Source organism: Mesorhizobium sp. M1A.F.Ca.IN.022.06.1.1 (assembly GCF_003952605.1).
Lineage (GTDB): Bacteria > Pseudomonadota > Alphaproteobacteria > Rhizobiales > Rhizobiaceae > Mesorhizobium.
The window spans coordinates 5171826-5196266 of sequence record NZ_CP034455.1; the positions used below are offsets into that span (position 1 = coordinate 5171826).

Here is a 24441-nt window from a genome sequence, read left to right on the forward strand (position 1 = left end):
TCGCCCGTCGTTCGGCGCGATCGCGTAAAAGCTGCACGTCGGGGATGATGCGGGGCGGTTGGACCGCCCGATTTGCCTCTCAGAGAGACAGCCAGATATGCCTGAACAACTCTTGGCCGACGGCCTCTATGCCGGCGCTGGCGTCAACGGTCCGGATATCCTTGTCCTTCGCCCGCAGTTCCGCCATCAGCGATAGCCGCGCGTCGAACGCTTCTTTCCTGATGTCCCCGGGCTTTCGCTGTTCGGAGACCGCAAAGTCTGAAACGAGGTGCAAAACGAGGTGTGGGCGGCGTTCCGCCATCTTCTCGTAGAGTCGCTGCTCAAGCCGGGCGAGAACTGACAGGCCTGGGACGGAGAACAGGCGAGCGGGAATGGTCGGCCCGTCCAGATATCCCCTGCCGAGCGCCTGCGGCCACCGGTCACAGATGACGATCATGCCGCGCGTCGACCATCGATGTGCGCGTTTCACTACAGCGTATCGCTCAAACGCGATCAAAACCGCCCAAAACGCCAACGCGGCAGCGACAAATCCTCCCTTCGACCAAGCCCGGCCGGAGGAATCGTTGCCATCGTTCTGGGCCAGGGACTTCAGGCGCCGTCTATGGGGAGAGACGACGGCCTGCAGTGCCTTGCGAAGCCGCCATCCATTGCCATCGCCAGTTCCGACATAGACTTGGGCACATCCGAATTTCCACCCGAATATCTGCCTCAGCCAGGTAGCCTGAGTGCTCTTGCCCATGCCATCGGGACCTATCAAGGCCACCACGAATCCACCAGCTGCGGGCCGTCTCTTCGGTGGAAAGCGCCCCGGCAGCAAGCGGTGGAGGGATCTCAGGGCGAGATAGCAGGTCTTGCGCACCAGATGGACCGCCGCATCGGCGATGGCGGGGCGTCCCGTATAGCCACACATTTCCCGGATCGAACGCCGCAGCCTGGCCAGATCTCCGCGGTGGGCGGCCAAGCCGTCGGCGCTTTGCAGGAACCTGCAGCGCACCGTTCTTGCGCCGTCAAACGTGCAGTCGACGACCTGCAAGCCGTGCTCGTCCGACGTGGACGGCAGGCGCGCAAAGTGCTGCTTCCAACCCTCGTCGAGGGTGATCCATTGCCTCCATGGAAGCGCCGAGGCGCGGAAGGCGAAGCGGGCAATCGCTATTCGAAGCTCGTCTTCGGGAGAGACCACCGGAACCGATACTCCGTCGACGCAAATCGCCTCCCATCGCGTGATCGCCGCATAATCGAAAGCCGGATAGCGCTTGCGAAATTCCCGGCCGACGCGGGCACCGATATGCATGTCGAGATGGAGATAGCGGCCATGCGTGAAGTCAGGCAGGAACCAGTCTTCTCTGCCGGCACAGACATTATCGTAGCAGGAGAGGCTCACGCCGCGCCGGCCGTGCAATTGACAGACGATAGAGCAGAAGAGCGGGTAGTCATGCTTGTCCAAAAGGACATCCAGATCATCCCGGCCGGCAAATCCGTCGTGCACGGACGCGAGATCCTGAATAATTCCGTACCTCACGCCAGCTTCATTGAGTGCTCGAAACAGTTCGCTGGCAATCGGCAGTGCCGGCGCCGTTTCGATCGGCCTGAAAGGAGCGTCTCCGTCAGTTTGATACGGCGCTGCACCTGAGTGGCTGCCCAATGCGCCCGCGCCAACAGTCTTCGCCGACGCTGAAACATTCGCTCCCGGCGCCAACGTTTCCGCCACGATCTCCGCCTTGGCCTCCGTAGCCCAGCGTCGATACTGCTGCGGCTGCAGACGATCCCGAAGGTCTCCGGCCGCGGCCGGAGGGAAGGCTGCCGATTTGGACTTGCGTGGTGTTTGCAAGAGATTTCTCGTGATTGGTCGCGGGCGAGCGTCACCCGCTCGTCGTCGCCGGAAACGTCGTGGAACTGGCGTGCGGTAAGTCCAAGCCCCTCGGTGGGCTGGTGTTCCTGGGATGTCGAACGACCAATCGTCTCAGTGCCGGCCCGCAGGTTCTGACATCACCTTCGCAGGCTACCGCACCGAGGGTGAATTGGGTGCCAACTCATCACTCCCTGCCGAGTATTTCGGCATCTGTGTAACGAAAGCGGTGAGTAAAAACTCACCGGGTAGTTTCAAGACACTATCGACAACTTGTCCCGATCAATAGTGATAGGAGTAGACCGGTTCATGATGTCGAGAAGGATTCTGACCGCTCCGGCGCTTCCGACATGATCAAGTACCCCGAGCTGGTCCGAAAATGGCCCGTCTATGATCCTGATTTTCTGGCCCGGCCTCAACAGGATGTCCGGGTGCAAAATCCCGTCCTCATCGGTTGCCGATATCAAGGATTCAACCACCCCATAAGGCGCCGGTACCGGCATGCCCTTGCTCATGACGAGCTTTCGGACGCCCACGGTCGAGTTGATCGGGTACCAGCTCTGCTGATGGACAGCCAGGGAGACGAACAGATAGCAGTCGAAATACGCGCTGGAGACGGTCCTGACCCTGCGGGCGTGCCGGACGGTTCGCCTGCGCTTGGGCAGATAGGTCCGGAAGTTCTGCGATAGCAGGTGCCGCTCGGCAAGGCTCTCGGAATGCTGGTGCGTCTGGACCACGCACCAGCGCGCAGCTTCGCCGCCGTGACTTTTGTCCGCCGAGTCAGGAAAACCGTTGTTGCAGAAGTTAGTGTGCAGCATGACGCAATACTGTGTCTTTCCCTAATTGAGGTAGTAACTGTCCGAGACACTGCTTTCGAGCGACGTGTAACGGCCGTATCTGGGCAGCTTTGGTTCGTCCACCATCGTCAGGGCAATGCCGGCAAGCTTGGACCGATCGCCAAGATGTCGAATTCCTTCGGCAACGGCCTCGCGCGAGGTTTCCCGCCACCTCACGACGAAGACGACCTTGTCGACATGCCTGGCCAGGATCGAGGCATCGGCCGCGGGTCCGACGGGTGGTGCGTCAATGATCACCGTGTCGAATTTGCCCCGAACTTCCTCAAGCAGCGAGCGCATTCGCGCCGAAGCAAGAAGGGCAGGCGGGTTGCGGGTTCTTGCTCCTGCGGGCAGCATGGATATGCCCGAGCGTTCGTCCAGATGGATCGCGTTTGCGGCCTTCACCGGCAAGGTCAGGAGATCGACCAATCCGACCTTGTCAGCCATGCCGAAGAAGGCCGTGGCGGCCGAAAGGCGCAAGTCCGCGTCGATGACCAGAACCCGTTCGCCGTCGGCAGCCGCCGAGCAAGCCAGGCTCAATGCCAGCGTTGTCTTGCCTTCGCCGGGCATCGCCGATGTCACGAGCACCAGGCGCGGCGAACGGTCCAATTCCGGCGTGGCCTGGATACCGAGGCGAAGCCGCCGCACCGCTTCGCTGTACCTGGAGAGCGGTTTGCGCTCGAGATAGGCCACAGGCTGAGCATGGACGTCTTTCGACCAGCCTGACATCCTTGGCATCGACGCAAGAACCGGAACGGCCAATTCTTCCTCGATCTGCTTCTTTGCCATGAAGCCGGAAGCGAAGAGTTCACGCAGAACGGCGCCGGCGCCCCCGAAGAAGATGCCGAAAACCACACCCAAAGCCGCAAAAAGAGGCCTGTTTGGGAAGCTCGGAGCGCCAGGAACGCTGGCATCGGTGATTACACGCACGCCGCTGTTGAGGAGGGTGGATTTCTCCTCGGTGAGCTTGGCGCGCGACAGGAACGTCTCGAAGAGTTCCTTGTTCGCGGCCGCGATCCTCTCCAGATCGCGTAACTGGACGCCAACCTGACCTTCGATTTCGGAGCGGTTGGATACCGAGTCCAGGGCGCGAGCCAGAGAAGCCTCCCGAGCTTCGGCCGCGTCGACCTCGTTCTTCAGATTGCCGATCAGGCGCTGGACTTCGGCGGCGATCTGTCCCTCGATGTCGCGGCGCTCGGCCTGAGCGGACAAGACCTCGGGATGCCGCTCGCCATACTTCAATTTGAGGTCGGCTTCCCGCCGGGTCACTCCGGAGAGCTGAGCCCTGAGCGCGTTAATCACCACCGACTGCAGCACGTCCGGAATCGACTGGATGTCGCCTCCGGCAGCCTGTACCTTGCTAACTTGCTGATATTGCGAACGTTTCTCGGACAACTCGGCGCGAGCATTGATTAGGGCGACGTTCAACTCGGACAGTTGCTGGTCAGTCAAGCTGCCCGCCTGCGTCGCTACTAGATTGTGATCGATCCGAAACTTCTGGACAGCTTGCTCCGAGCGGCTGAGCTCCGCTCGCAGATAGGCGGCCCGATCGCTGAGCCACGAGGAGGCCTTCTGGACCCCTTCGTAACGGGACCTTATTCGATCTGCCACATAGGCCTGGGCAATCGCGTTCGCGAGCGATGCCGCTTTTTCCGGATCGTAGGCGCCTACATCAAGCTCAATGACGTTGCCAAGCCCGACGCGCGAAACTCCCAGCGCGTTCTGGAGCCATATCAATGCTCCCGGTCCTATCTTGGGGTCTTCCGCCAGCTTTTGGCTGTCGACGACCTGCTGAAGAAGTGACGCAGACCTCAAGACAGCGATCTGACTTTCAATGAATGTTGGATTGTCAGAAAAATCGGAATTGGAGTAATCCTGTGGAGTCATATAGTCGATCGGAGCGTCGAGCAATATCTGAGAGACGCCGGTGTATGTTGTCGGAAGAGTATATGCGGCAGCCATAAACAGTGTGAAAGTGATGACGGCAATTCCGCACACCAGCTTCCACCGACGAAGAAAGAAATCGAAGACTTCCCTGACGTCGAGGGGCAGGAATTCCCGAATCATCCTCGGATTATCAGTTGGACTGGCCATTTCCCGAATCCTCACGATCGACAGCACAACTCCCAGCCCTTCAGCGTCGGCTGAATGGCGTTCATTTCAAAATGGGTCGGGCAGCTAGCCGTTATGCGCTCTCAAACGCATGAATCGTAAGGGTTGGTGTCCCGCCGACATGTCCAAATCGCTCTTCTGCGCCCACTCACCGATCGCGTCACCGGTAAGGCAGAAACATATCAGCTTCGCGGACATCGCCGCCATTACCATTATTGAGTAGTAACTCGGCTAAAGGTCGATCTGGTCTACCCCGTATGCCTCTCCGAGCTTTAAGAAGTCGCCGAGACACCTTCCTCTCGCCCTTCAGGGAGGTCCACTACAACGCTACGATCGTCAAGGATGCTCCTGACGATGAGAGAAGCGGCCGGCCTCGGCAGTTCTGAGGTTGACATGGACACTTATAGCGAAGTCGTTCCGAGTTTTGCAGGTTGGGTGCTCGACGGTCCCGGGGTCATTCTTCTGCTGGCGGCAACCCTGCCGCTGATGCTTCTTCTTAAGGGCCGGCAGCTGGGCTACGGGACCCTTGCCGTCATTATCGGCACTGTCATGTTGCTTTTGTTGGGTATCGAGAATTGGGCGGGAGCGGTCGCCGCCCTTCTCGCCTATTGCGTCCTCGTTTCATTGGCCTTGCTTTCCACCTGGAGGCGTATGAAGCAAATCGAGGACCGCCTCGCATTGGTCGCGTCGGCAATAGACGGCCTGGAAGTCGCCGAGGAGCGGCGACAGACCTACAGCGTCAGGCGTTCGCGCCGGAGGCCGGAAGCCGGAGCAATGGTGCAAACCGTCGCGGTCGGCGCGACGGACAATCCAGAAAGCGAGACGCGATATATCCCAGGGCCGCCTTGGCAAGAGCTGCAAGCGCCCGGTCCGCGACCGGAATCCGCGGCTCCGGCGTCAACGCAATCGGCAGGGCGCGATTTTGCCTCATCGACGGGTGGGAGCCCCTGACAAAAGGTTCGAAGACAAGGATCGGTGTTCCGGCGGCAGGTTCTCGGGCAGCCTGTCCGGACCGAGTCTCAGCAGCGCGGTTCAACTTTTCACTGCATCCGCGGCGTCGCGCGTAATGTCCTTGCTCCGACGAGATCCTGCCGGCCTCTCGCCGGGGGCTTTGCGATGGTCCAGGCGATACTGTCGGGCGCAGTATGCGGGATCGGTGCGGTGGGGCCTGCATTTCGACGGCATGCGGGCACGCCGCGGCATGCTGCTTGGCATCGGTGCGGCACGAGCTGTTGTTCCGAAGTCATCGTGCGCTGCAAGCCAAAGCTGTGCTGCCTGAGCGACTTTAATATACCAAGGGTGTAGGGTTGTACCAAAAGGTGGTAGACTGCGCTGCAATTCGGATGAGGTGACAGATGGAACTTTTTGCCTAGTCGATAGTTGCAGCTTCAGGTTGACCCGGGGGGTGGATCATGGGCTTGGGCGATTCGGGGAAATGAACTTATCGAAGCAAGTTGGATTGGTGAAAGGACCCACGCTTGCTGACGCAAGCTGGGAGAGGGGAATCTCTGTACTGCCAGGAGCCGTGCGCCGCACCTATGCGGCCAACGCGACTATTGCAGGCGAATACCACACCAAATCCTCTATTCTGATTATGATCGCCGGCTGGGCGGCATTTGCGAAGACATTGCCGAATGGCTCACGTCTCATCGTCGATTTTGCGCTTCCTCGCGAAATTGCGGTGATCGAGTTCGCCGGAAAAGCGGGCGATACGGTGACGGCCCTCTCGGACGTTATCGCGATCGAGCTGGCCGGCCCCGTCCGTACATGTTCTGCGCGTTATCCGCAGTCCATCTGCGAAGCAATCCTGCGGGCTGAGGCGGATCGATATTCAAGGGTTGCGGAACACCTAGCAAGCGTCAGCAGAAGGGGTGCCGTTGAGCGCACGGCCCATTTCCTTCTCGAACTGGCCTGCCGCTCACATCGATCGGCAACGAGCTATCCGGCCCGCTTTGAATGCCCGCTGACCCAGGGCGAACTGGCCGATGCATTGGGACTTTCGGCTGTGCATGTGAGTCGCGTGTTGAAAACGTTGCGACAGACCGCCCTGGCCTCATTCCGTTACGGGGTCGTCGAGTTGCACGATCTTCCGGGACTGATCAAAACAGCCGGATTTGATCGGTCCTACATTTCGAGCTGATGCAAGGCGCCTGGCACGGGCAGTTCAGCGCGCGGAAGTACTGAACTGCCCAAACCGTTAGGGCCAAATCGTCTCCTTCCGGCAGCCTATTCTTCCAGCGCAAGCCCCAATTCGGCGCGCCGTCGCAGCCAAAGACTTGCGCGGTAGCGAGGATCCCGGGTGCGGTCATGGATCGTATCCAGGATGCGCAGAATGCGGGCAGGGCCGAGCTTGTTGCCCCACTCCAGAGGTCCGTGGGGATAGCCGAGCCCCAGCCGTACGGCGGCGTCCACATCCGCCGCCGATGCAATCTTTTGCTCGACGATCTCGCTGCCGATATTGACGATCATCGCGACCACGCGCTGGCAGACCGCGCCGCAACTATCGCTCACCAGGGTCGCCTTGCGGCCGGCGCTTTTGGCAAGCGCGAGGGCGGCGCTCCTGGCCGTATCGGATGTCGCCGCCGACGCGACGAGCGTGACGTGACGGTCCATGCCGAAATAGGGATCGAACCCGACGCATAGTGAAGATGAGAGGCCAAGCCGCATCGCGGCGCCGGCGACATCGTGCCCCTCCAACCCTACGAGGATGAGGCCGTCCCGCCCTAGCGCCTGATCCTGGAGACCGCAAACAGTGGCGCCGGCCGACGCGACCAGTTTTTGCATTTCGCCGGTGTCATTGTCGGCCAGAACGGTGACGCGATCCGGAATCCCGGCGGTCTCCGCCGGCTGTGTCGATGCGGGCGGAACGGCTTGCCGGCTGCCGTCGTAGGCATAGAAGCCGCGTCCGGTCTTGCGCCCGAGCAGGCCCGCAGCCACACGCTGCGCCGCGATGACGGAAGGGCGGTAACGCGGATCCTGATAGAACTGGTTGTAGACACCCTCCATCACCGGGTGGGAGACATCGAGCCCGGTGAGGTCCATCAATTCGAAGGGGCCCATCCTGAAGCCGGCGGCGTCGCGCAGGATCGCATCGATCTCGGCGATCGAGGCCACGCCCTCCCGCAGCATGGCCAGGGCCTCGGTGCCGAAGGCGCGGCCGGCGTGATTGACGATAAAGCCGGGCGTGTCGCTGGCGACGACGGGCCGGTGGCCGAAGCGGGCCGCAAGCTCGACCAGCGTGTGCTCCACCTCAGGCGCCGTGTGAGCTCCTGAGACGACCTCGACCAGTTTCATCACGGGCACGGGATTGAAGAAATGGTAGCCGGCAATCCGCTCAGGTCGCTTGGCCGCGGAAGCGATCGCCGTGACGGACAGCGAAGAGGTGTTGGTCGCGATGATGGCGTCCGGCCTGACGATTGTCTCCAGCGCCTCGATGAGCTGACGTTTGGGCTCGAGACGTTCGACAATAGCTTCCACCACCAGATCGGCGCCTGCCAGTCGCCCAAGTGTTTCGGCAGGTTCGATATGGGCGAGCAGCTTCTCGACTACCTCCGAGCTGACTTTGCCGGCGGCTGCCCTGGCGCGCTGACGCGACGCGATTTGCTCGATGGCCGCCGCCGCCTTTCCGGGGGCATCATCGACCATCATCACATCGATGCCTGCCGCCGCCAGGACCTCCGCTATGCCGGAACCCATCACCCCGGCGCCTACGACACCGGCTTTCCCGATCCGACTGGTGGGCTCCCCTCCCGCGCCTGCCAAGTCAGCGCCCCTTGAACGAGGGTCCGCGCTTCTCCAGGAAGGCGGCAATGCCCTCCTGTTTGTCCGCGGTATCGAAAAGCAGCTGGAAGGCTTTGCGTTCCAGCCTCAAGGCGGTTTCCAACGGAGCGTCTTCGCCGTTGACGACCGCCTCCTTGATCTGCTCGACGGCCAGCGGCGGAAGACGGCCGATCCTCTCAGCGATTTGCAGCGCATGCTGCAAGGCCTGGCCCTCATCCGTCAGGGTGCTGACCAAGCCGGCACGCTCGGCATCCTCGGCCGAAAACATGTCGCCGGTGAGAAGGAGCATCAGCGTCTTGTATTTGCCGATTGCCCTGAGCAGGCGCTGGGTGCCGCCGGCGCCCGGCATCAAGCCGAGCTTGACTTCAGGCTGACCAAAAGTGGCTGTCCGTGCGGCGACGATGATGTCGGCGTGCATGGCAAGCTCGCACCCGCCGCCCAGCGCGAAGCCTTCGACCGCGGCAATGACCGGCTTCGGGCACCTGGCGATCGCGTCCCAGTAGCGGTGGGTGCGCTGCAGAAGCATGTCGGCCGAGCCGAGCTTTTCAAACGCTTTTATGTCGGCTCCTGCAGCGAAGTTGCCGCCGCGCCCAGCAATAACGATCGAACGGATTTCCGTGTCCTCGGAAAAGCTTGCCACGGCGGCGGCCAGCTTCTGCCGCACTTCGAGGTTGAGCGCGTTGCGCACTTCGGGACGATTGATTTCGACCAGCCCCACATTCTCGACAGGGCGGCTCTCGACGACAACAAGGGATTCTTTCGCGGAACTCATTTCGTGCTGCGGAATCTAACAGGGAAACTTAATTTCATACCCGAATTATGGTCAGCGCCCGCGAGGCCCGCAAGGATATTGTTTGCTGCGACCGGTGCGATCAGGGCGGTCCGCAGGCCTGAGGCGGCTTCTCAGCGTCATGCTTTCGCTCGAGCTCCGATGAGTTCTATCCATTAGCGATGCTCCAGCAAAATGCGCGTCACATGCTCGGCGATGGCCAGGCTCGAGGTCAGCCCAGGGCTTTCGATGCCAAATAGATTGACCAGGCCCGCGATGCCATGCGTCCCGGTATCCTGGATGACGAAATCGCTGTTGGCTTCGCCGGGACCGGAAAGCTTTGGCCTGATACCGCTATAGGCCGGCTGCAGGCTGCCGTCGGCCAGTTCCGGCCAGTATTTGCGGATTTCAGCATAGAAGCGGGTGCCGCGTGCGGGGTCGACGCGGTAATCGAGCGCATCGGTCCATTCGACGTCAGGCCCAAAGCGCGCCGTGCCACCGAGGTCGAGCGTCAGATGGACGCCGAGCCCGCCGGGCTCCGGCACGGGATAGATGAGGTGCGAAAAGGGCGCTCGCGTCGCCACTGAAAAATAGTTGCCTTTGGCGTAGCGAAGCCCGGGCAGGAACCGGCGATCGAATCCTGTGATCGAGCCGGCAAGCGCGACAGCGCCGAGCCCCGCCGCGTTCACGAGCCGCGATGTGGCGATCTCGAAATCTTCGCCGCTTCCCGTGCTGGTTGTCTGGAGAACGATGCGGTCGGCTTCGATCCGGCCCGACACGATGCGGGTGTTGAGCGACAGCAGCGCACCGCCTCCCTCGGCTTCGCCGAGCAGGGCGAGCATCAGCGCGTGGCTGTCGATGATGCCAGTCGAGGGCGAAAGCAGCGCAGCGGTGCAATGCAGCGCCGGCTCAAGCTTGTGAGCCTCGGCGGCGGAGAGGAAACGCAGGTCATCGACACCGCAGGCCGCGGCATTGGCTCGAATTTTGGCAAGCACCGGCTCCTGCGCATCATCGGTCGCGACGATCAGCTTGCCGCAACGCCGGTGCGGGATCGAGCGCTCGGCGCAGTAGCGATAGAGCTTCTCGCGTCCGGCCACGCAGAGCCGCGCCTTGAGCGAGCCTTGCGGATAATAGATGCCGGCATGGATGACTTCCGAATTGCGCGAGCTCGTCTCGGTGCCGATGGCATCCGCCGCTTCGACGATCAGCGTGTCGAAACCTTGCGCGGCAAGGCCGCGCGCGATTGCGAGGCCGACCACGCCGGCACCGGCAATCACGCAGTCAACCCGTTCCATGCCCAGTCCATTCGGTTGCGCGAGCGGCGCCTCACAGCCCTTTCTCAAGGATCATCTGGCTGTTGTCCATTGCTGTCGGGCAATGATGTGCCCGCCGCCGCTTCCGAGACCGACCATGCGCCAGGTTCCCATGGCGCTATCGATCGTGACAGGGCGGCTCTTGCGGCTTGAACCCGCGATGATGCATCACAGCTCAGACACGAGGGCAAATTTCGGACTTCTCGACCAGCGAGATGGTCCTACACTCGCAGACAGGAGCCATCATGGACGCCAGACCGAATTCCCCTGAAGCCCGCGACATCCGCTACCACATGCACGCCTACACCAATGCCCGCAAGCATCAGGAAACGGGACCGCTGGTCATCGAAAAGGGCGACGGCGTCTATGTCGAGGACATTGCCGGCAACCGCTATATCGAGGCGATGGCCGGCCTGTGGAGCGTTGCCGTCGGCTTCTCGGAAAAGCGACTGGTCGAGGCGGCCACGCGGCAGATGTCGAAGCTGCCCTTCTACCACGATTTCGGCTCGAAGGCGCATTCGCCGCTGATCGATCTGGCCGAGAAGCTGGTGCAGATGGCACCGGTGCCGATGAGCAAGGCCTACTTCACCAATTCGGGCTCCGAGGCTAACGACACGGCGATCAAGATGATCTGGTACCGGTCGAACGCGCTCGGCCAGCCGACGCGCAAGAAGATCATCAGCCGCAAGCGCGGCTATCATGGCGTCACCATCGCGTCCGCAAGCCTGACCGGGCTGCCGAACAATCATCTGTCCTTCGACCTGCCGATCGCCAATATCCTGCACACCTCGACGCCGCACCACTGGCGCGATGCCGAGCCCGGCGAAAGCGAGGAGCAGTTTTCCAGCCGTCTGGCCGACGACCTGGAAAAGCTGATCCTCGCAGAGGGGTCGGAAACCATCGCCGCCTTTATCGGCGAGCCGATCATGGGCGCCGGCGGCGTGGTCGTTCCGCCCGCCGGCTATTGGGGAAAAATCCAGGCGGTGCTGTCGAAATACGACATTCTTTTAGTGGCCGACGAGGTCATCTGCGGCTTCGGCCGCACCGGCGAGATGTTCGGTTCGCAGACCTTCGGCATCAAGCCCGACATCATGGTGTTGTCCAAGCAGATCTCGTCGTCCTACCTGCCGATCTCGGCGCTGCTGATCAACGACAAGGTTTTCGAACCGATCGCCGACGAGAGCGATCGCATCGGCACCTTCGGCCACGGCTTCACCGGCGGCGGTCATCCTGTCGCCGCGGCCGTCGCGCTGGAAAACCTCAAGCTGATCGAGGAGCGCGACCTTGTCGGCAATGCGCGCACGGTCGGCGCGCATTTGCAGGCCAGGCTGCGCAAGCTCGGTTCCCATCCACTGGTGGGCGAGGTGCGTGGCGTCGGCCTGATCGCCGCCGTCGAGCTGGTCGCCGACAAGGCGAGCAAGGCGCCATGGGGCAAGCCTGCGGCTCTCGGTGCGCTGGTCAATGGGTTCATGCAGCACAACGGCGTGATCTCGCGCAACATGGGCGATGCGATCGCTTTCTGTCCGCCGCTGATCATTACCGAGGCTCAGGTCGACGCTTTGGTCGACGCGTTCGAACGGTCGCTCGAGGCCGCGCTGCCGCAGGTGCGGCCACGGGACTGACCCATCGATCACTATGGCAGCGCCCGTGTCGGCTCGGTCAGATCGGCATTTCCGAACTGACCTGCTTGCGAGGCATGGTTATTCGGGCTTGTCGTCCGGATGACCGAGTTCGCAGAACCAGCCACCGAGATATTTCACCGACGGCCTCCTTGGGTCGGGAATTGGCGTCTTCGCCTCGACGGCGGCCCGGAACGGCTCGGCGCTGTCCTGCGGGATAAATCCGAGATGATCGGCGCCGCTGTTGTCGACCATCTTCAGCTTGTTGTTGGATAGGCCGAACGAGATGGTGTGGCCGACGCGCGGCGCTGTCAGCGATGCCTCGACCAGGCGCACGCAGTCGGCGAAGGAAAGATACGACCACAGCATGCGCCGGTCGGCCGGCTCGGGGAACGACGAGAAGATGCGCAGGCACACCGTCTCGATGCCGAACTTGTCCCAATAAAGCCGGCTGAGGCTTTCGACGAAATTTTTCGACACGCCATAAAGACTGTCCGGGCGCACCGGCGCGTCGACGCCGATATGCGCCTCGATTTCGTGATAGCCGATGGCATGTACCGAGGAGGCGTAGACGACGCGCTTCACGCCGTGTTTCCGGGCGCCTTCATAGATGTGGTAGGAGCCGCGAATGCTGGAATCGAGGATGGTCTGCCACTCGCATTCGAGCGGCGCGCCGCCGAAATGCACGATCGCATCGCAGTCCTTGGTGGCCGCGATGGTCGCCTCCATGTCGGCAAGATCGAAGACGGCTTCTTCTTCATGAGGCGCAAGATCGCTGAACGGCCCGCGGCCCGCCAGGCGGATCTTGCTTGCCAGCGGCACCAGTCCCTTGCGCAATTGCGAGCCGAGCCGGCCAGCGGCGCCGGTGATCAATATACGTTCGTAGTGCGGCATCGTTTACTCCACTTGCGCGACGGCGGCATTGATCCGCGAGATCGCCTCGGCCAGCACCCCTTCGCCGGTCGCCGTCGAGATGCGGAAATAGGGTGACAGTCCATAGGCGACACCCGGCACCGACGCCACGCGTCCTTCGTTGAGAAGATAGTTGGCCACGGCCGCGTCATCCTCCAGGACGAGGCCCTTGGGCGTCTTGCGGCCGATCAGGCTGGCGCAGCCGATATAGGCGTAGAAGGCGCCTTCGGGCGGCGACAACGTCAGTCCGTTTATCTTCCTGATGCCGTCCACTACCAGGTTGCGGCGCGCCTCGAAGGCCTGCCGGAAGCGCGCGACTTCATCCTGCGGCCCGTTGAGGGCGGCGACGGTCGCGGCTTGTGCGATCGAGCACACCGAGGTGCAGGACTGGCTCTGGATCGTCGACATCGCCTTGATGAGTGGCGCGGGGCCGGCTGCGTAGCCGACGCGCCAGCCGGTCATGGCGTAGGACTTCGAGACGCCGTTGACGATCAGGGTGCGGTCCTTGAGCTCGGGGCAGGCCTTGCCGAAGGAGACGAATTCGCGTCCGTCGAAGAGGATGTGCTCGTAGATCTCGTCGGAAAGGACCAGCACCTGCGGGTGTTTTGCCAGGACCGCGCCCAGCGCCTTGAGATCGGACGCGGAATAGACCGCGCCAGACGGGTTGCCGGGCATGTTGAGGAAAAGCCACTTTGTCCTTGACGTGATTGCCTTTTCCAGCAGCGCCGGCGTCAGCCGGAAACCTGTGGTCTCCGGGCATTCGACGACGACGGGCGTGCCGCCGAGCAGCTTCACCATTTCGGGATAGGAGACGAAATAGGGCGCCGGCAGGATCGCCTCGTCGCCTGGCTCCAGCGTCGCCATCAGGGCGTTGAAGATGATCTGCTTGGCGCCGTTGGCGACGACGATGTCGTCGGCCGTGTAGTCCAGCCCGTTCTCACGGCGGAACTTGCCGGCCACGGCTTCGCGCACTTCGATGGTGCCAGCGGCAGCGGTGTAGAGCGTCTGTCCGGCCTTGGCGGCAAAATGCGCGGCATCGATGATGTGAAGCGGGGTCGGGAAATCGGGTTCGCCCAACCCGAGGTCGATCACGTCCACACCCTTGGCGCGCAGCGCCTTGGCGGCCTGCGAAGCCGCCATGGAAGCCGAAGGCTTCACCGACGAGAGGCGCGAGGCAATGTAACTCATTGGTCGTTCTCCGAGATGTAACCCTTGGATCGGTCTTTGGCCCGCGCGGCGGCGCTGCGCTTGGCCGGATCGCCATAGCCGCCGCCGCCCGGCAGTTCGAGGATCAGCCGCCGCCCGGCGGGCACGTGCTGCCAGCCCTTGGGGCGCATCTTTGTGCCGTCGTCGAGCTTGACCACGCCGGCGACGCCGGGCTCGCCGCCATTGCGTCCGCGCGGGGGATGGTTCACGCGGTCGAACATGGCGGAGAAGTCGAACTCGTGGCCGTCGGTCGCGGCGATCTCGATGATCTGACCCAGGCCGCCGCGGAACTCGCCGTCGCCGCCGGAATTCGGCCGCAGCTCCTTGCGCCAGATCACGATCGGACCGGTATGCTCCGTCGCCTCGATCGGCATCGTATGGACACCGGACGGGAAGGCCGTCGCCGACAAGCCGTCGAGCTCAGGCCGCGCGCCCATGCCGCCGGAGTTGAACATCAGCACTTCGGCGCGGCGGCCGGACGCGCCGGCGACGGGCCGCGCCGAAATGTGGATGTTCCACAGCGCGCCGGCGCCTTCGGCGAGGATCTTTCCGGGCAACGCCTTGGAGAACGCGCCAAGTACCAGATCGGGCACCATGTGGCCGAAGATGTGCCTCAACGCCACCGGGGCCGGCCGCACGGCATTCAGGATGTTGACCGGCGACGACACGGTGAAGAAGGCGAGCGAGGCGGCATTGTTCGGGATGTCGGGCGCCACCATGCATTTCAGCGCATAGCAGGCATAGGCCTTGCTGTAGATGATCGGGCAGTTGATGCCCCAGCGGCTCATCGGGTCGGTGCCGGTGAAGTCGACCTCGACATGGTCCTCGCGGACCGACACCGTGGCCGCGAGTTTCACCGGCTCGTCGTAGCCGTCGGTCACCAGCTCGTTCGACCAGCTTCCCTTGGGCAGCGCCTCGATGCGTTCCAGCATGGCGTCGCGGGTGCGGGAGAAGATGAAATCGCCTAACCCATCCAGCGAGGTCAGGCCGATCTCCTTCATCATGTCGACGAGGCGCCGGTGTCCGACCTCGTTGCAGGCAGCGAGCGAATAGAAATCGCCGACCACCTGGTTGGGCTCGCGGACATTGGCGCGCAGGATCCTGACCAGATCGAGATTGACCTTGCCCTTTTCCGCGAACTTCATGATCGGGATCTGGATGCCTTCCTCGTAGACCGACTTGCCGTCGGCGCCGAAGCCGCGCCCGCCGACATCGACGACATGCGCCGTGCAGGCGAAGAAGGCGACGAGCTCGCCGTTGAGGAAGGACGGGGACACCATGGTGATGTCGTGCAGGTGGCCGGTGCCCTGCCAGGGATCGTTGGTGACGTAGGTGTCGCCTTCGAACATCTGGTCACGCGGGATTTCGTGCATGAAATGCAGCACCGCCTCGGCCATGGTGTTGACGTGGCCCGGCGTGCCGGTGACTGCCTGCGCAAGCATCTGGCCGCGCGGGTCGAACACGCCAGCCGACAGGTCGCCGGATTCGCGCACCGAAGTCGAGAAGGCGGTGCGCAGGAGTGTGAGCGCCTGCTCCTCGACCACCGAGATCAACCGGTTCCACATGACCTGCATGCGGATTTCGCCAATATCGCTCATGCCTGGCTGCCTTTGCGGATCAGTAGGATCGCGCCGTCGCTCTGGATGACGGCGTCGAAGCTGGTGGTGACGACGGTGGAAGTTTCGCGCTCGACGATGACCGCGGGGCCCGCGATCCGATCGCCGGGGCGGAGCGAGTCGCGCTCGACGATGCCGTAGCTGCGCGGCGCGCCGCTGACCGGATCGAACACCTCGCGGGTCGTTTTGAGTTCGCTCGTTGTCTTGCCAGTTGTGAGTTCGTGCCTGGCGACGGCGGGACGAACATCCGTCGCCTTGACCGACCAGGTGACGATCTCGATTTCCAGTCCGTCGAGCCCCTCGATGGCGCGGCCGAAGAAGCGCTGGTAATTCTCCTCGAACAACGCCTTGAGTTCTGCAACGGCATCGTCTCCGAACGGCTCGTCTGCCACCGGCACGGGGATTTCCCAGCCCTGGCCGGCATAGCGCATGAAGGCGGTGATTTCGCAGACGATCCTGCCGCTGGCGCCGCCGCGCACAAAACCCTCGGCGGAGGCCTTGAGATCGGCGAGCAGGGCATTCACTTCGGCAGGCTGGAACCGCGACAGGCGCGTCAGCTTCGAGGCCAGCGCCTCGTAGCCGAACGGCGCCTTGAGGAAGCCGATCGCCGAGCCGACGCCGGCGCCGCACGGAACGATGCACTGGTCGATGCCGAGCTTTTCGCACAGTCTCGCCGCGTGAAGCGGGGCGGCGCCGCCGAAGGCAATCATCAGATTGTCGGATATGTTCTTGCCGTTCTCGACCGCATGGACGCGGGCAGCATTGGCCATGTTCTCGTCCACTACCTCGCAGATGCCGAAGGCCGTCGACATGGCATCGAGCGACAGCCGCTCGCCGACATCGCGCAGAATCGCCTGCTCGGACGCAGTGCTGTCCAGCTTGATCGCCCCGCCGGCGAAATTGTCGGGGTCGAGCTTGCCGAGCACGAGATCGGCATCCGTGATCGCCGGACGCTTGCCGCCGCGCCCGTAGCAGGCCGGCCCCGGCTCCGAGCCGGCACTCTCCGGCCCGGTCTGGATACGGCCCATGGCGTCGACCCAGGCGATGGAACCGCCGCCGGCGCCGATCTCGATCATCTCGATAACCGGGATGGAGATCGGCATGCCCGAGCCCTTCGAGAAGCGGTAGGTGCGCGCCACTTCGAAGGTTCTCGCCGTGCGCGGCGCATAGTCCTCGATCAGGCAGATTTTGGCGGTGGTTCCGCCCATGTCGTAGGAGACGACCTTCTCAAGACCAAAGCGCCTGGCGATGTCTGCGGCGAAGATCGCGCCGCCCGCCGGGCCGGATTCGACCAGCCGGACCGGAAATTCCGAAGCGGTCCCCACCGAGATCAGGCCGCCGCCGGAATGGATCATGAAGACGGGGCAATCGGCGCCCATGTCCTTCAGGCGCGTCTGCAGGCGGGCGAGATAGTCGGCCATCTGCGGCCGCACATAGGCGTTGGCGCAGACCGTGTTGAAGCGTTCGAACTCACGCATCTGCGGCGAGACTTCGGCGCTGATCGAGATCGGGATGCCGAGTTTTCTGGCGAGGATCTCGCGCGCCCGGCGCTCGTGGTCGGGGTTGGCATAGGCATGGATGAAGCCGATCGCCACCGAGCCGAAACCACCCGCCGCAATGCGGTCGGCGATGTCTTCCAGAGCGGCTTCGTCGAGCGGCTGCAGCTCTTGGCCTTCCGCGCCGATGCGGCCCTTGACGGTGAAGCGATCCTCGCGCGGGATCAGCGGCGTCGGCAGTTGCAGGTTCAGATCATACTGCTCGAAGCGGTTTTCCGTGCGCATCTCGATCACGTCGCGGAACCCTTCCGTCGTGACCAAAGCGGTCTTGGCGCCGCGGCGCTCGATAAGTGCATTGGTTGCGAGCGTCGTGCCGTGGATGATGATGCCGATTTCGGCCGCTGAAATGCCGGCGTCGCGAATGACGATGGCGATGCCGTCGAGGATCGCCTGCTCGGGAGCCGCATAGTTGGTCAGCACCTTGGTCGAAAACATCGTCCCTCGGACATCAAGGGCGATGTCGGTGAAGGTGCCGCCGATGTCCGCGCCGAGACGGATGTCGTCAGTTCTGGAGGTCATGACTTGGCCTTCTGGGAAGCGAGCGCGGCGTCGCGCATCTGAGAGAGGGTCTGCCGGGGCGTTATCGCTTCGGGCGAGATGGCGATGTCGAGGACGGCGCCGGTCGTCGAGCTAAGCGCCCGCTCGAACGCCGCCGCGAAATCCCCCGTGGATTCGACCCGCTCGGCGTGAAAGCCATAGGCCTTCGCCAGCGCCACGAAGTCGGGATTCTCGAGCGAGGTTCCGGAGACGCGAGCCGGATAGTTGCGCTCCTGATGGGCACGGATGGTGCCGTAGATGCCATTGTTGACGATCAGCACGATCGGTTGCGCGCCGGCCTGCATGGCGGTTCCGAGTTCCTGGCAGTTCATCTGGAAATCGCCGTCACCGGCAAAGCAGACCACGGTGCGTTGCGGGTATGCGACCTTGGCCGCGATCGCGGCCGGCAGGCCATAGCCCATGGCGCCGGATTGCGGCGCAAGCAGGCGCGCTTGCGGTCCAAACTTGAAGAACTTGTTCGGCCACACGGTGAAATTGCCGGCGCCGTTGGCAAGGATGACGTCGGCCGGGAGATTCTCGCGCAGCCAGGTGCTGACGGCGACCATGTCGACCGGGCCGGGCTGCACGGGCGCAGCGAACGTGCCTTCATAGGCCTTGCGTGCCGTCGTGCGCCAGTCGGCCCAAGAACCCTTGATCGGGGTGAGCGCCTTGGCGAAGGCGTTCGGACCGGCATGGATACCGATCGTGGGCACATAGATCTTGCCAATCTCGCGATCGGAGCCGTGCACGTGGATCAGCTTCTGGCGCGGTACGGGAACTTCGAGCAGGGTGTAGCCGTCGGTCGTCATCTCGCCGAAGCGGACATTGACGGCGAGGATCACGTCCGCATCGCGGATCAGGTTTTTCACATGCGGCACCATCCCGACGCCGGCCTCGCCGACAAACACCGGCGAATGGTTGTCGAACTGGTCCTGATACCGGAAGGCTGTCACGACCGGGATATCGGAGGCCTCAGCGAAAGCCTGAAGCGCCGCGCGTCCGTCAGCCGTCCAGTTGGTGCCGCCCATCAGCAGCACCGGATTTTCGGCGGCGGCAAGCATCTTCAATGCCGACGCAATTGCCTCCTGTGCCGGCGCCGCTTCGAAGACAGACGCCGGTCCGCCGAGCGGCGCGGCTCCGGTCATGGCCGTCAGCATGTCTTCCGGCAGCGCGACCACTACGGGGCCGGGCCGCCCGGTCAAAGCGGTGGTCCAGGCCCGCGCCACGATTTCGGGAAGGCGATCGACGTCATCGATCTCGACCGCCCATTTTGCGACGGTTCCGTACACCGCCCGGTAGTCTATCTCCTGGAAGGCTTCGCGGCCTTTCATGTCGGTGCCGACCTGGCCGACGAAGAGGATCATCGGCGAACTGTCCTGCATGGCGGTGTGCACGCCGATGCTGGCATTCGTCACGCCCGGGCCGCGCGTCACAAAGCAGATGCCCGGCGTGCCCGTCAGCTTGCCGTAGGCGGAAGCCATGAAAGCCGCACCGCCCTCATTGCGGCAGAGCACGTAGTCCAGCTTTCCACGCGTGTCGTGCAGCGCGTCGAGAACGGCGAGATAGCTTTCGCCGGGAACGCCGAAGCTCTTGGTCGCGCCAAGCGAGATCAGGCACTCGACAAGAAGGCGACCGCCATTGCGGACCATGCTTCGGCATCCTCTTACGCTGGTGGCAAGCAGACGAAGCTTGCCCTTCGAACTTATACCTGCACTCTGGCGGGCCGGCGCGAAATCAAGAAATGCGATCCATTCGAAAGTTTTTCTTTATTATGCAATCCGAACCAGGACGCCGGGATTCATCGTGCCCTGCGGGTCGAACGCGCCCTTCAGCCGCGCCATGAGCTCCCGCTCCACGGAGCTGCGATTCCGCTCGGCCATGGCGATCTTGGCGCGCCCAAGCCCATGTTCCGCCGCGAAGCTGCCCCCCATCTCGGTAGCGAGCGCAGCCAGCGCCTCGGCAAATTGTCCCGCCTTGCCGTCGAAATCGGCGCGGCCTTCCGGCGGTGACAGATTGTAGTGGATGTTGCCGTCGCCGAGATGCCCGAACGGGTTGATCCGCACGCCGGGCAGGATGTCGTCGCAAATCCCGGCGCCGGTCTCGATGAAGCGGGCGATGGCGCCGGGCGGCACCGAGATGTCGTGCTTCAACTGTTCGCCTTCCAGCCGCTGCCCCTCGGGTTGTTCCTCGCGCAGCCGCCAGAATTGCGCCCGCTGCGCGCCCGAATTGGCCAGCGCGCCATCCACGACCAGACCTTCCTCCATACCCCATTCCAGTGCCGAATCGAGGATCTCGTCCAGCGGAACGCGCGCCGAACCTGACGCCAGTTCGACGAGCAGGTAGACGTCGCCTCGTGTTTCCAGCTGGTAGGCGAGATCAGGCAGATTTTTGAGCGCCAGCGTCAGGCCGACATCGGAGAAGAATTCGAGCCCGGCAAGGAACTCGCCGGCCTCGCCGCGCAGATAGGTGCCGAAGGAAACGGCCGCGGCGAAGTCGGACATTACCAGAAGCGCGCTCGCCTGTTGTTTTGGGGTGGGATAGAGCCTGAGGACAGCGCGCGTGACGATGCCGAGCGTGCCTTCGGCCCCGCAGAACAGCTTGCGCAGCTGATAGCCGGCATTGTCCTTCTGCACCGCGCGAAGGCCGTCCCACATCGCGCCGTCCGGGGTCACGATTTCGAGGCCGAGCACAAGGTCCTGCATCATGCCATAGCGAAACGCCTGGCTGCCGCCGGCATTGGTGCCGATCAGGCCGCCGATCCTGGCGCTGCCTTCGGCGCCGAGATGCATCGGGAACATCAGGCCATGCGGCTCCAGCACGTCGTGCAACGCGGCGAGCACAACGCCCGCGTCAACCGCTATCGACCCGCTCTCCAGATCCGGTTCGCCTATTGCCGTCATGCGCGAAAGCGAGACGATCACCGCGCTCGCCCGATCGGCGACGGCGCCGCCGCATAGGCCGGTGTTTCCGCCTTGCGGAATCACGGCCAAGCCCGCCATCCGGCATGCCTTGACGACTGCCGCAACTTCGGCCGTGTTTGCGGGCCTGGCAACGCCCAAAGGCGCGACGCCATAGCGGTTCAGCCAGTCGCGCTGATAAGGCTTGGCGTCGGTGCCCGAAAGCCAGCCTTTCGGTCCGAGAATCTCGCGCAAAGCGGTCACGGGGTCGGTCATTGCGATACCTGCGATGTGTGGCACGCCGCGTATAGACAGCAGCGGCGCCTGGCTCAATGACCCAGCACCTGCGACAGGAATTGCCGGGTGCGCTCGTTCCGGCAAGAGGTGAAGAACTGCTCCGGCGGCGCCTCCTCGACGATTTCGCCGCTGTCCATGAAAATGACGCGGTCGGCGACGCGGCGCGCGAAGCCCATCTCGTGCGTGACACAGATCATCGTCATGCCGTCCGAAGCAAGGGTCACCATGACGTCCAGCACTTCGGCGATCATTTCCGGGTCGAGCGCCGACGTCGGCTCGTCGAACAGCATGAGCTGCGGCTGCATGCAAAGCGCGCGCGCAATCGCCACCCGCTGCTGCTGGCCGCCGGAGAGCTGTCCGGGAAACTTCGTCGCCTGCTCGGGAATGCGGACCTTCTCCAGATAGCGCCGGGCGGTCGCCTCGGCCTCGGCGCGCGGTCGCTTGCGCACGATCATCGGTGCGATCATGCAGTTCTCCAGCACGGTCATGTGCGGGAACAGGTTGAAGTGCTGGAACACCATGCCGACTTCGCGCCTGATCCCGTCAATGTTGGCGACATCGTCGTTGAGCTCGGTGCCGAGCACGGTGATGCGCCCGCCATTGTGCTGCTCGAGCCGGTTGATGCAGCGGATCATGGTCGACTTGCCGGAGCCCGAGGGGCCGCAGACGACGATCTTTTCTCCGCGCTTCACGCAAAGGTTATGTTCCGTAGCGCTTGGAAGAGCCGCAGTATTCGATCGGGCATGCCGTAGCGCTGGAAAGAGCGCAGTATTTGTCGAGGTTCTCGATATGAACGCGGCGCCGGATGACTGCGTCGAATTCACTTTGCGCGCCTCCCTACCGTTCGTTCGCCACCGACATGCGGCGCTCGAGGTAAGCACCGTAGCGGGACAGGCTGAAGACGAAGACGAAATAGATCAGCGCAATGAAGGCATAGACCTCGATATAGGCGAAGCGCCATTCGCCGGTGCCGTAGGCGGCATTGCCGGAAGCGAGGATCTCGAAGAAACCGACGATAACCACCAGCGAGGTTTCCTTGAACGAGATGACGAACTGGTTGATCGTCGCCGGCAGCGCGTTGCGCATGGCCTGCGGCAGGAGGATGCGGCCGATGCGCTGCCAGTAGCTCATGCCGAGCGCCATGGCGGCTTCCTCCTGCCCCTTCGGAACGCCCTGCATGCCGCCGCGCACGATCTCGGCCTGATAGGCCGAGAAGAACAGGGCCGAGCCGAGAATGACCCTATACAGCTTGTCGCCTGCCATCCATTGCGGCAGCGCGAAGGGCAGCACGACGGCAAAGGTGAAGAGAATAGAGATCAGCGGCAGCGAGCGCACTCCGTCGATGATCAGGCCCGTGGTCCTGGATATCCAGGGCAGCTCCGAGCGGCGCAAGAGAGCCAGGCAGATCGCCAGCGGGAAGCCGATCAGGCAGGTGGTGACGAAGATGAAAAGGGTGAGCGCCAGCCCGCCCCAGGCTTCCTCGCCGACATAGGGAAGGCCGAACACGCCGCCTTTCATCAGCACATAGTAGAGCGCCGATCCGGCGCCCCAGACGAGCGCGATGCGGCTGCCGGTCCAAAAGGCCGGAATGCAGCTCAGCACTGTCATGACCACGACGGCCACACAGGCCAAGGCCGAGCGCCATTGCTCCTCGAAGGGATAGAGGCCGAAAAGGATGATGCGCCACCTGGCGGCAATGACCGACCAGCAGGCTCCTGCCGCCGCCTGGCAGGCCTCGGGCCCGCCGCTGGGGGTGAACACCGCTGAGAACACCGCCCAGTTCAGCAGCTTCCAGAGGACAAAAGCCACGATCGTCAGGGATATCAGCGACAACAGCGCCTGCAGCGGCGTGGCGAAGAAACGGCGCCTCACGTCTTCGAGCTTGCCAGGGGCAGGGGGAGCGACAATTACCATCTCCATCACTCACCCCCTCAACTGATTGCCCTTGAGGGCAATGGTTTTGTTGATGCGGTTGAACACGGCGGCCAGGCTGAGATTGATCGCCAGGAACCCTGCCATCAGGATACCGATCGCTTCCAGCGTCTGGCCGGAGTGGTTGATGGTCAGCGCCACGATCATGAAGAAGTCGGTGAAGCCCACCGCAATGCCCATGGTCGTCGCCTTCATCAGCCAGACATATTGGTTCGCGAGGATCGGCAGCATGGCACGCAGCGCCAGCGGCAGCCGCACCAGCGTGAACACGCGCCAGGGGCTCAGCCCCAGCGAAAGTGCGGCCTCCATCTGGCCCTTCCCGACGGCCTTGAAGCCGCCACGCACGATTTCGGCGATATAGGAGCCGCCATAGATGGCGATCGCGATGGCCAAAGCGGAAAATTCGGGAGGGATGCGCAGGCCACCCTTGAGATTGAGACCTTGCAGGGCAGGGAAGTCGAGCAGCGGCAGGTCCGGCAGGCGACCTAGCGCAAGGACAATGACTGCGCTGGCCAGTGCCGTCGCGGCCGCGGTCAGTTGAATGCCGAGCCGCTCGCCGGGCGGTTGGCTGAGGCGCGTGGTCCGGCCCAGCCAAACCGGCAGCGCGATCGCGGCGATTACAGCAAGGAAAGCTGCCGCAAACGCGACGCCGCCGACATTGGGGACCGGCACATAGAGGCCGCGGCTGGTCAGCAGCATACCGAAGGCCTCGTGCGCGGCGCGTGGCGTCGGCAGATGCGTGATGACGGCGTACCAGAAGAAGACCTGGAGGATCAGCGGGATGTTGCGGAAGATGTCGACATAGGTGCGGCCAAGCAGCCGCGCCAGTTCGTTCGAGGAAGTCCGCGCCAGGCCGACGATGGTGCCGACGATCGCCGCCAGGATCAGCCCGGTGCATCCCAGGAATAGCGTGTTGATGACGCCGATGAGGAAGAACCACCAGTAGGGGTCGTTGGCGGTGGCGGGCAGCAGCGAGAAGTTGACATCCCAGCCCGTCGACTTGAACAGGAAGTCGAAGCCGGAGGTGATGCCTTGCTGCGCCAGGTTCCGCCGGGCAATCATCACGCAGGCAAGGATCATCGCAGCAAGCGAGCCGACATAAAGAACCTGTAAAAGCGTATTGCGGACCCTCTGATTTCTTAGCAGGCTGACCATCATGGTCGTCCCCGAATTGTCGCCGGCTCCGCCTGGCGGTGCCAGGCGGAGCTCAGAG

17 protein-coding genes and 1 pseudogene are annotated in these 24441 nt (G+C 63.2%); 3 read left to right on the forward strand and 15 right to left on the reverse strand.

The features are described from left to right. Positions 1-79: 79 nt before the first annotated feature. The 3 genes from EJ078_RS24680 to EJ078_RS24690 form a co-directional block, all read right to left on the reverse strand. Positions 80-1828, reverse strand: coding sequence for a hypothetical protein (locus EJ078_RS24680; protein WP_245456804.1), 1749 nt, complete (start codon positions 1826-1828; stop codon positions 80-82). A 272-nt stretch (positions 1829-2100) separates the two neighbouring features. After that, on the reverse strand, positions 2101-2664 hold the full coding sequence (locus tag EJ078_RS24685; protein ID WP_095802267.1) for a transcription termination/antitermination NusG family protein: 564 nt from the start codon (positions 2662-2664) through the stop codon (positions 2101-2103). Positions 2665-2685: 21 nt separating this feature from the next. Then, positions 2686-4749, reverse strand: a complete 2064-nt coding sequence (locus tag EJ078_RS24690) for a polysaccharide biosynthesis tyrosine autokinase (RefSeq protein WP_245458939.1) — start codon at positions 4747-4749, stop codon at positions 2686-2688. 438 nt (positions 4750-5187) lie between these two features. Here EJ078_RS24690 and EJ078_RS24695 point away from each other — a divergent pair, with 438 nt between their 5' ends. Both EJ078_RS24695 and EJ078_RS24700 read left to right on the forward strand, forming a co-directional pair. Further along, complete coding sequence (locus tag EJ078_RS24695) at positions 5188-5745, forward strand: hypothetical protein (protein ID WP_127213737.1); 558 nt, start codon at positions 5188-5190, stop codon at positions 5743-5745. 574 nt (positions 5746-6319) lie between these two features. Continuing rightward, positions 6320-6934, forward strand: coding sequence for a Crp/Fnr family transcriptional regulator (locus EJ078_RS24700; RefSeq protein WP_067328760.1), 615 nt, complete (start codon positions 6320-6322; stop codon positions 6932-6934). An 86-nt stretch (positions 6935-7020) separates the two neighbouring features. Here EJ078_RS24700 and EJ078_RS24705 read toward each other — a convergent pair whose 3' ends face one another. From EJ078_RS24705 to EJ078_RS24715, 3 genes are all read right to left on the reverse strand, one after another. Then, the gene (locus EJ078_RS24705; protein WP_259979823.1) at positions 7021-8556 is read right to left on the reverse strand and encodes a 3-hydroxyacyl-CoA dehydrogenase; all 1536 of its coding nucleotides are present in this window, start codon (positions 8554-8556) and stop codon (positions 7021-7023) included. Position 8557: 1 nt separating this feature from the next. Further along, positions 8558-9346, reverse strand: coding sequence for an enoyl-CoA hydratase-related protein (locus EJ078_RS24710; protein ID WP_127213735.1), 789 nt, complete (start codon positions 9344-9346; stop codon positions 8558-8560). Positions 9347-9519: 173 nt separating this feature from the next. Beyond that, entirely contained in the window at positions 9520-10638 is a 1119-nt protein-coding gene (locus tag EJ078_RS24715) for an NAD(P)/FAD-dependent oxidoreductase (RefSeq protein WP_127213734.1), read from the reverse strand. Positions 10639-10901: 263 nt separating this feature from the next. Between EJ078_RS24715 and EJ078_RS24720 the strand changes: the two genes are divergently transcribed. Then, positions 10902-12278, forward strand: coding sequence for an aspartate aminotransferase family protein (locus EJ078_RS24720; protein ID WP_208720898.1), 1377 nt, complete (start codon positions 10902-10904; stop codon positions 12276-12278). A gap of 78 nt (positions 12279-12356) precedes the next feature. Here the strand turns inward: EJ078_RS24720 and EJ078_RS24725 are convergent, their stop codons facing one another. From EJ078_RS24725 to EJ078_RS24765, 9 genes and pseudogenes are all read right to left on the reverse strand, one after another. Further along, on the reverse strand, positions 12357-13169 hold the full coding sequence (locus EJ078_RS24725) for an NAD(P)-dependent oxidoreductase (RefSeq protein WP_095802273.1): 813 nt from the start codon (positions 13167-13169) through the stop codon (positions 12357-12359). A gap of 3 nt (positions 13170-13172) precedes the next feature. Then, positions 13173-14375, reverse strand: coding sequence for a pyridoxal phosphate-dependent aminotransferase (locus EJ078_RS24730; RefSeq protein WP_127213732.1), 1203 nt, complete (start codon positions 14373-14375; stop codon positions 13173-13175). Continuing rightward, entirely contained in the window at positions 14372-15991 is a 1620-nt protein-coding gene (locus tag EJ078_RS24735; RefSeq protein ID WP_127213731.1) for a hydantoinase B/oxoprolinase family protein, read from the reverse strand. The genes EJ078_RS24730 and EJ078_RS24735 overlap by 4 nt, the downstream gene beginning before the upstream one ends. Beyond that, positions 15988-18084, reverse strand: a complete 2097-nt coding sequence (locus EJ078_RS24740; protein ID WP_127213730.1) for a hydantoinase/oxoprolinase family protein — start codon at positions 18082-18084, stop codon at positions 15988-15990. Before EJ078_RS24740 ends, EJ078_RS24735 begins: the two co-directional genes overlap by 4 nt. Continuing rightward, complete coding sequence (locus tag EJ078_RS24745) at positions 18081-19751, reverse strand: thiamine pyrophosphate-binding protein (RefSeq protein WP_127403158.1); 1671 nt, start codon at positions 19749-19751, stop codon at positions 18081-18083. Before EJ078_RS24745 ends, EJ078_RS24740 begins: the two co-directional genes overlap by 4 nt. Positions 19752-19871: 120 nt before the next feature. After that, positions 19872-21275, reverse strand: a complete 1404-nt coding sequence (locus EJ078_RS24750; RefSeq protein ID WP_127217444.1) for an FAD-binding oxidoreductase — start codon at positions 21273-21275, stop codon at positions 19872-19874. 53 nt (positions 21276-21328) lie between these two features. Further along, a pseudogene (locus EJ078_RS24755) lies at positions 21329-22003 on the reverse strand (amino acid ABC transporter ATP-binding protein); the annotation flags it as partial. 130 nt (positions 22004-22133) lie between these two features. Continuing rightward, entirely contained in the window at positions 22134-23216 is a 1083-nt protein-coding gene (locus EJ078_RS24760) for an amino acid ABC transporter permease (RefSeq protein ID WP_208720900.1), read from the reverse strand. 3 nt (positions 23217-23219) lie between these two features. After that, complete coding sequence (locus tag EJ078_RS24765) at positions 23220-24386, reverse strand: ABC transporter permease subunit (RefSeq protein WP_245458943.1); 1167 nt, start codon at positions 24384-24386, stop codon at positions 23220-23222. Positions 24387-24441 lie beyond the last annotated feature (55 nt).

Bases quoted from the DNA above. Each gene is read 5' to 3' on its own strand.
- EJ078_RS24685 (WP_095802267.1), bottom strand. From the start codon at position 2,664: ATGCTGCACACTAACTTCTGCAACAACGGTTTTCCTGACTCGGCGGAC.
- EJ078_RS24690 (WP_245458939.1), bottom strand. From the start codon at position 4,749: ATGATTCGGGAATTCCTGCCCCTCGACGTCAGGGAAGTCTTCGATTTC.
- EJ078_RS24695 (WP_127213737.1), top strand. From the start codon at position 5,188: ATGGACACTTATAGCGAAGTCGTTCCGAGTTTTGCAGGTTGGGTGCTC.
- EJ078_RS24710 (WP_127213735.1), bottom strand. From the start codon at position 9,346: ATGAGTTCCGCGAAAGAATCCCTTGTTGTCGTCGAGAGCCGCCCTGTC.
- EJ078_RS24715 (WP_127213734.1), bottom strand. From the start codon at position 10,638: ATGGAACGGGTTGACTGCGTGATTGCCGGTGCCGGCGTGGTCGGCCTC.
- EJ078_RS24720 (WP_208720898.1), top strand. From the start codon at position 10,902: ATGGACGCCAGACCGAATTCCCCTGAAGCCCGCGACATCCGCTACCAC.
- EJ078_RS24725 (WP_095802273.1), bottom strand. From the start codon at position 13,169: ATGCCGCACTACGAACGTATATTGATCACCGGCGCCGCTGGCCGGCTC.
- EJ078_RS24730 (WP_127213732.1), bottom strand. From the start codon at position 14,375: ATGAGTTACATTGCCTCGCGCCTCTCGTCGGTGAAGCCTTCGGCTTCC.
- EJ078_RS24735 (WP_127213731.1), bottom strand. From the start codon at position 15,991: ATGAGCGATATTGGCGAAATCCGCATGCAGGTCATGTGGAACCGGTTG.
- EJ078_RS24740 (WP_127213730.1), bottom strand. From the start codon at position 18,084: ATGACCTCCAGAACTGACGACATCCGTCTCGGCGCGGACATCGGCGGC.
- EJ078_RS24745 (WP_127403158.1), bottom strand. From the start codon at position 19,751: ATGGTCCGCAATGGCGGTCGCCTTCTTGTCGAGTGCCTGATCTCGCTT.
- EJ078_RS24750 (WP_127217444.1), bottom strand. From the start codon at position 21,275: ATGACCGACCCCGTGACCGCTTTGCGCGAGATTCTCGGACCGAAAGGC.
- EJ078_RS24760 (WP_208720900.1), bottom strand. From the start codon at position 23,216: ATGGAGATGGTAATTGTCGCTCCCCCTGCCCCTGGCAAGCTCGAAGAC.
- EJ078_RS24765 (WP_245458943.1), bottom strand. From the start codon at position 24,386: ATGATGGTCAGCCTGCTAAGAAATCAGAGGGTCCGCAATACGCTTTTA.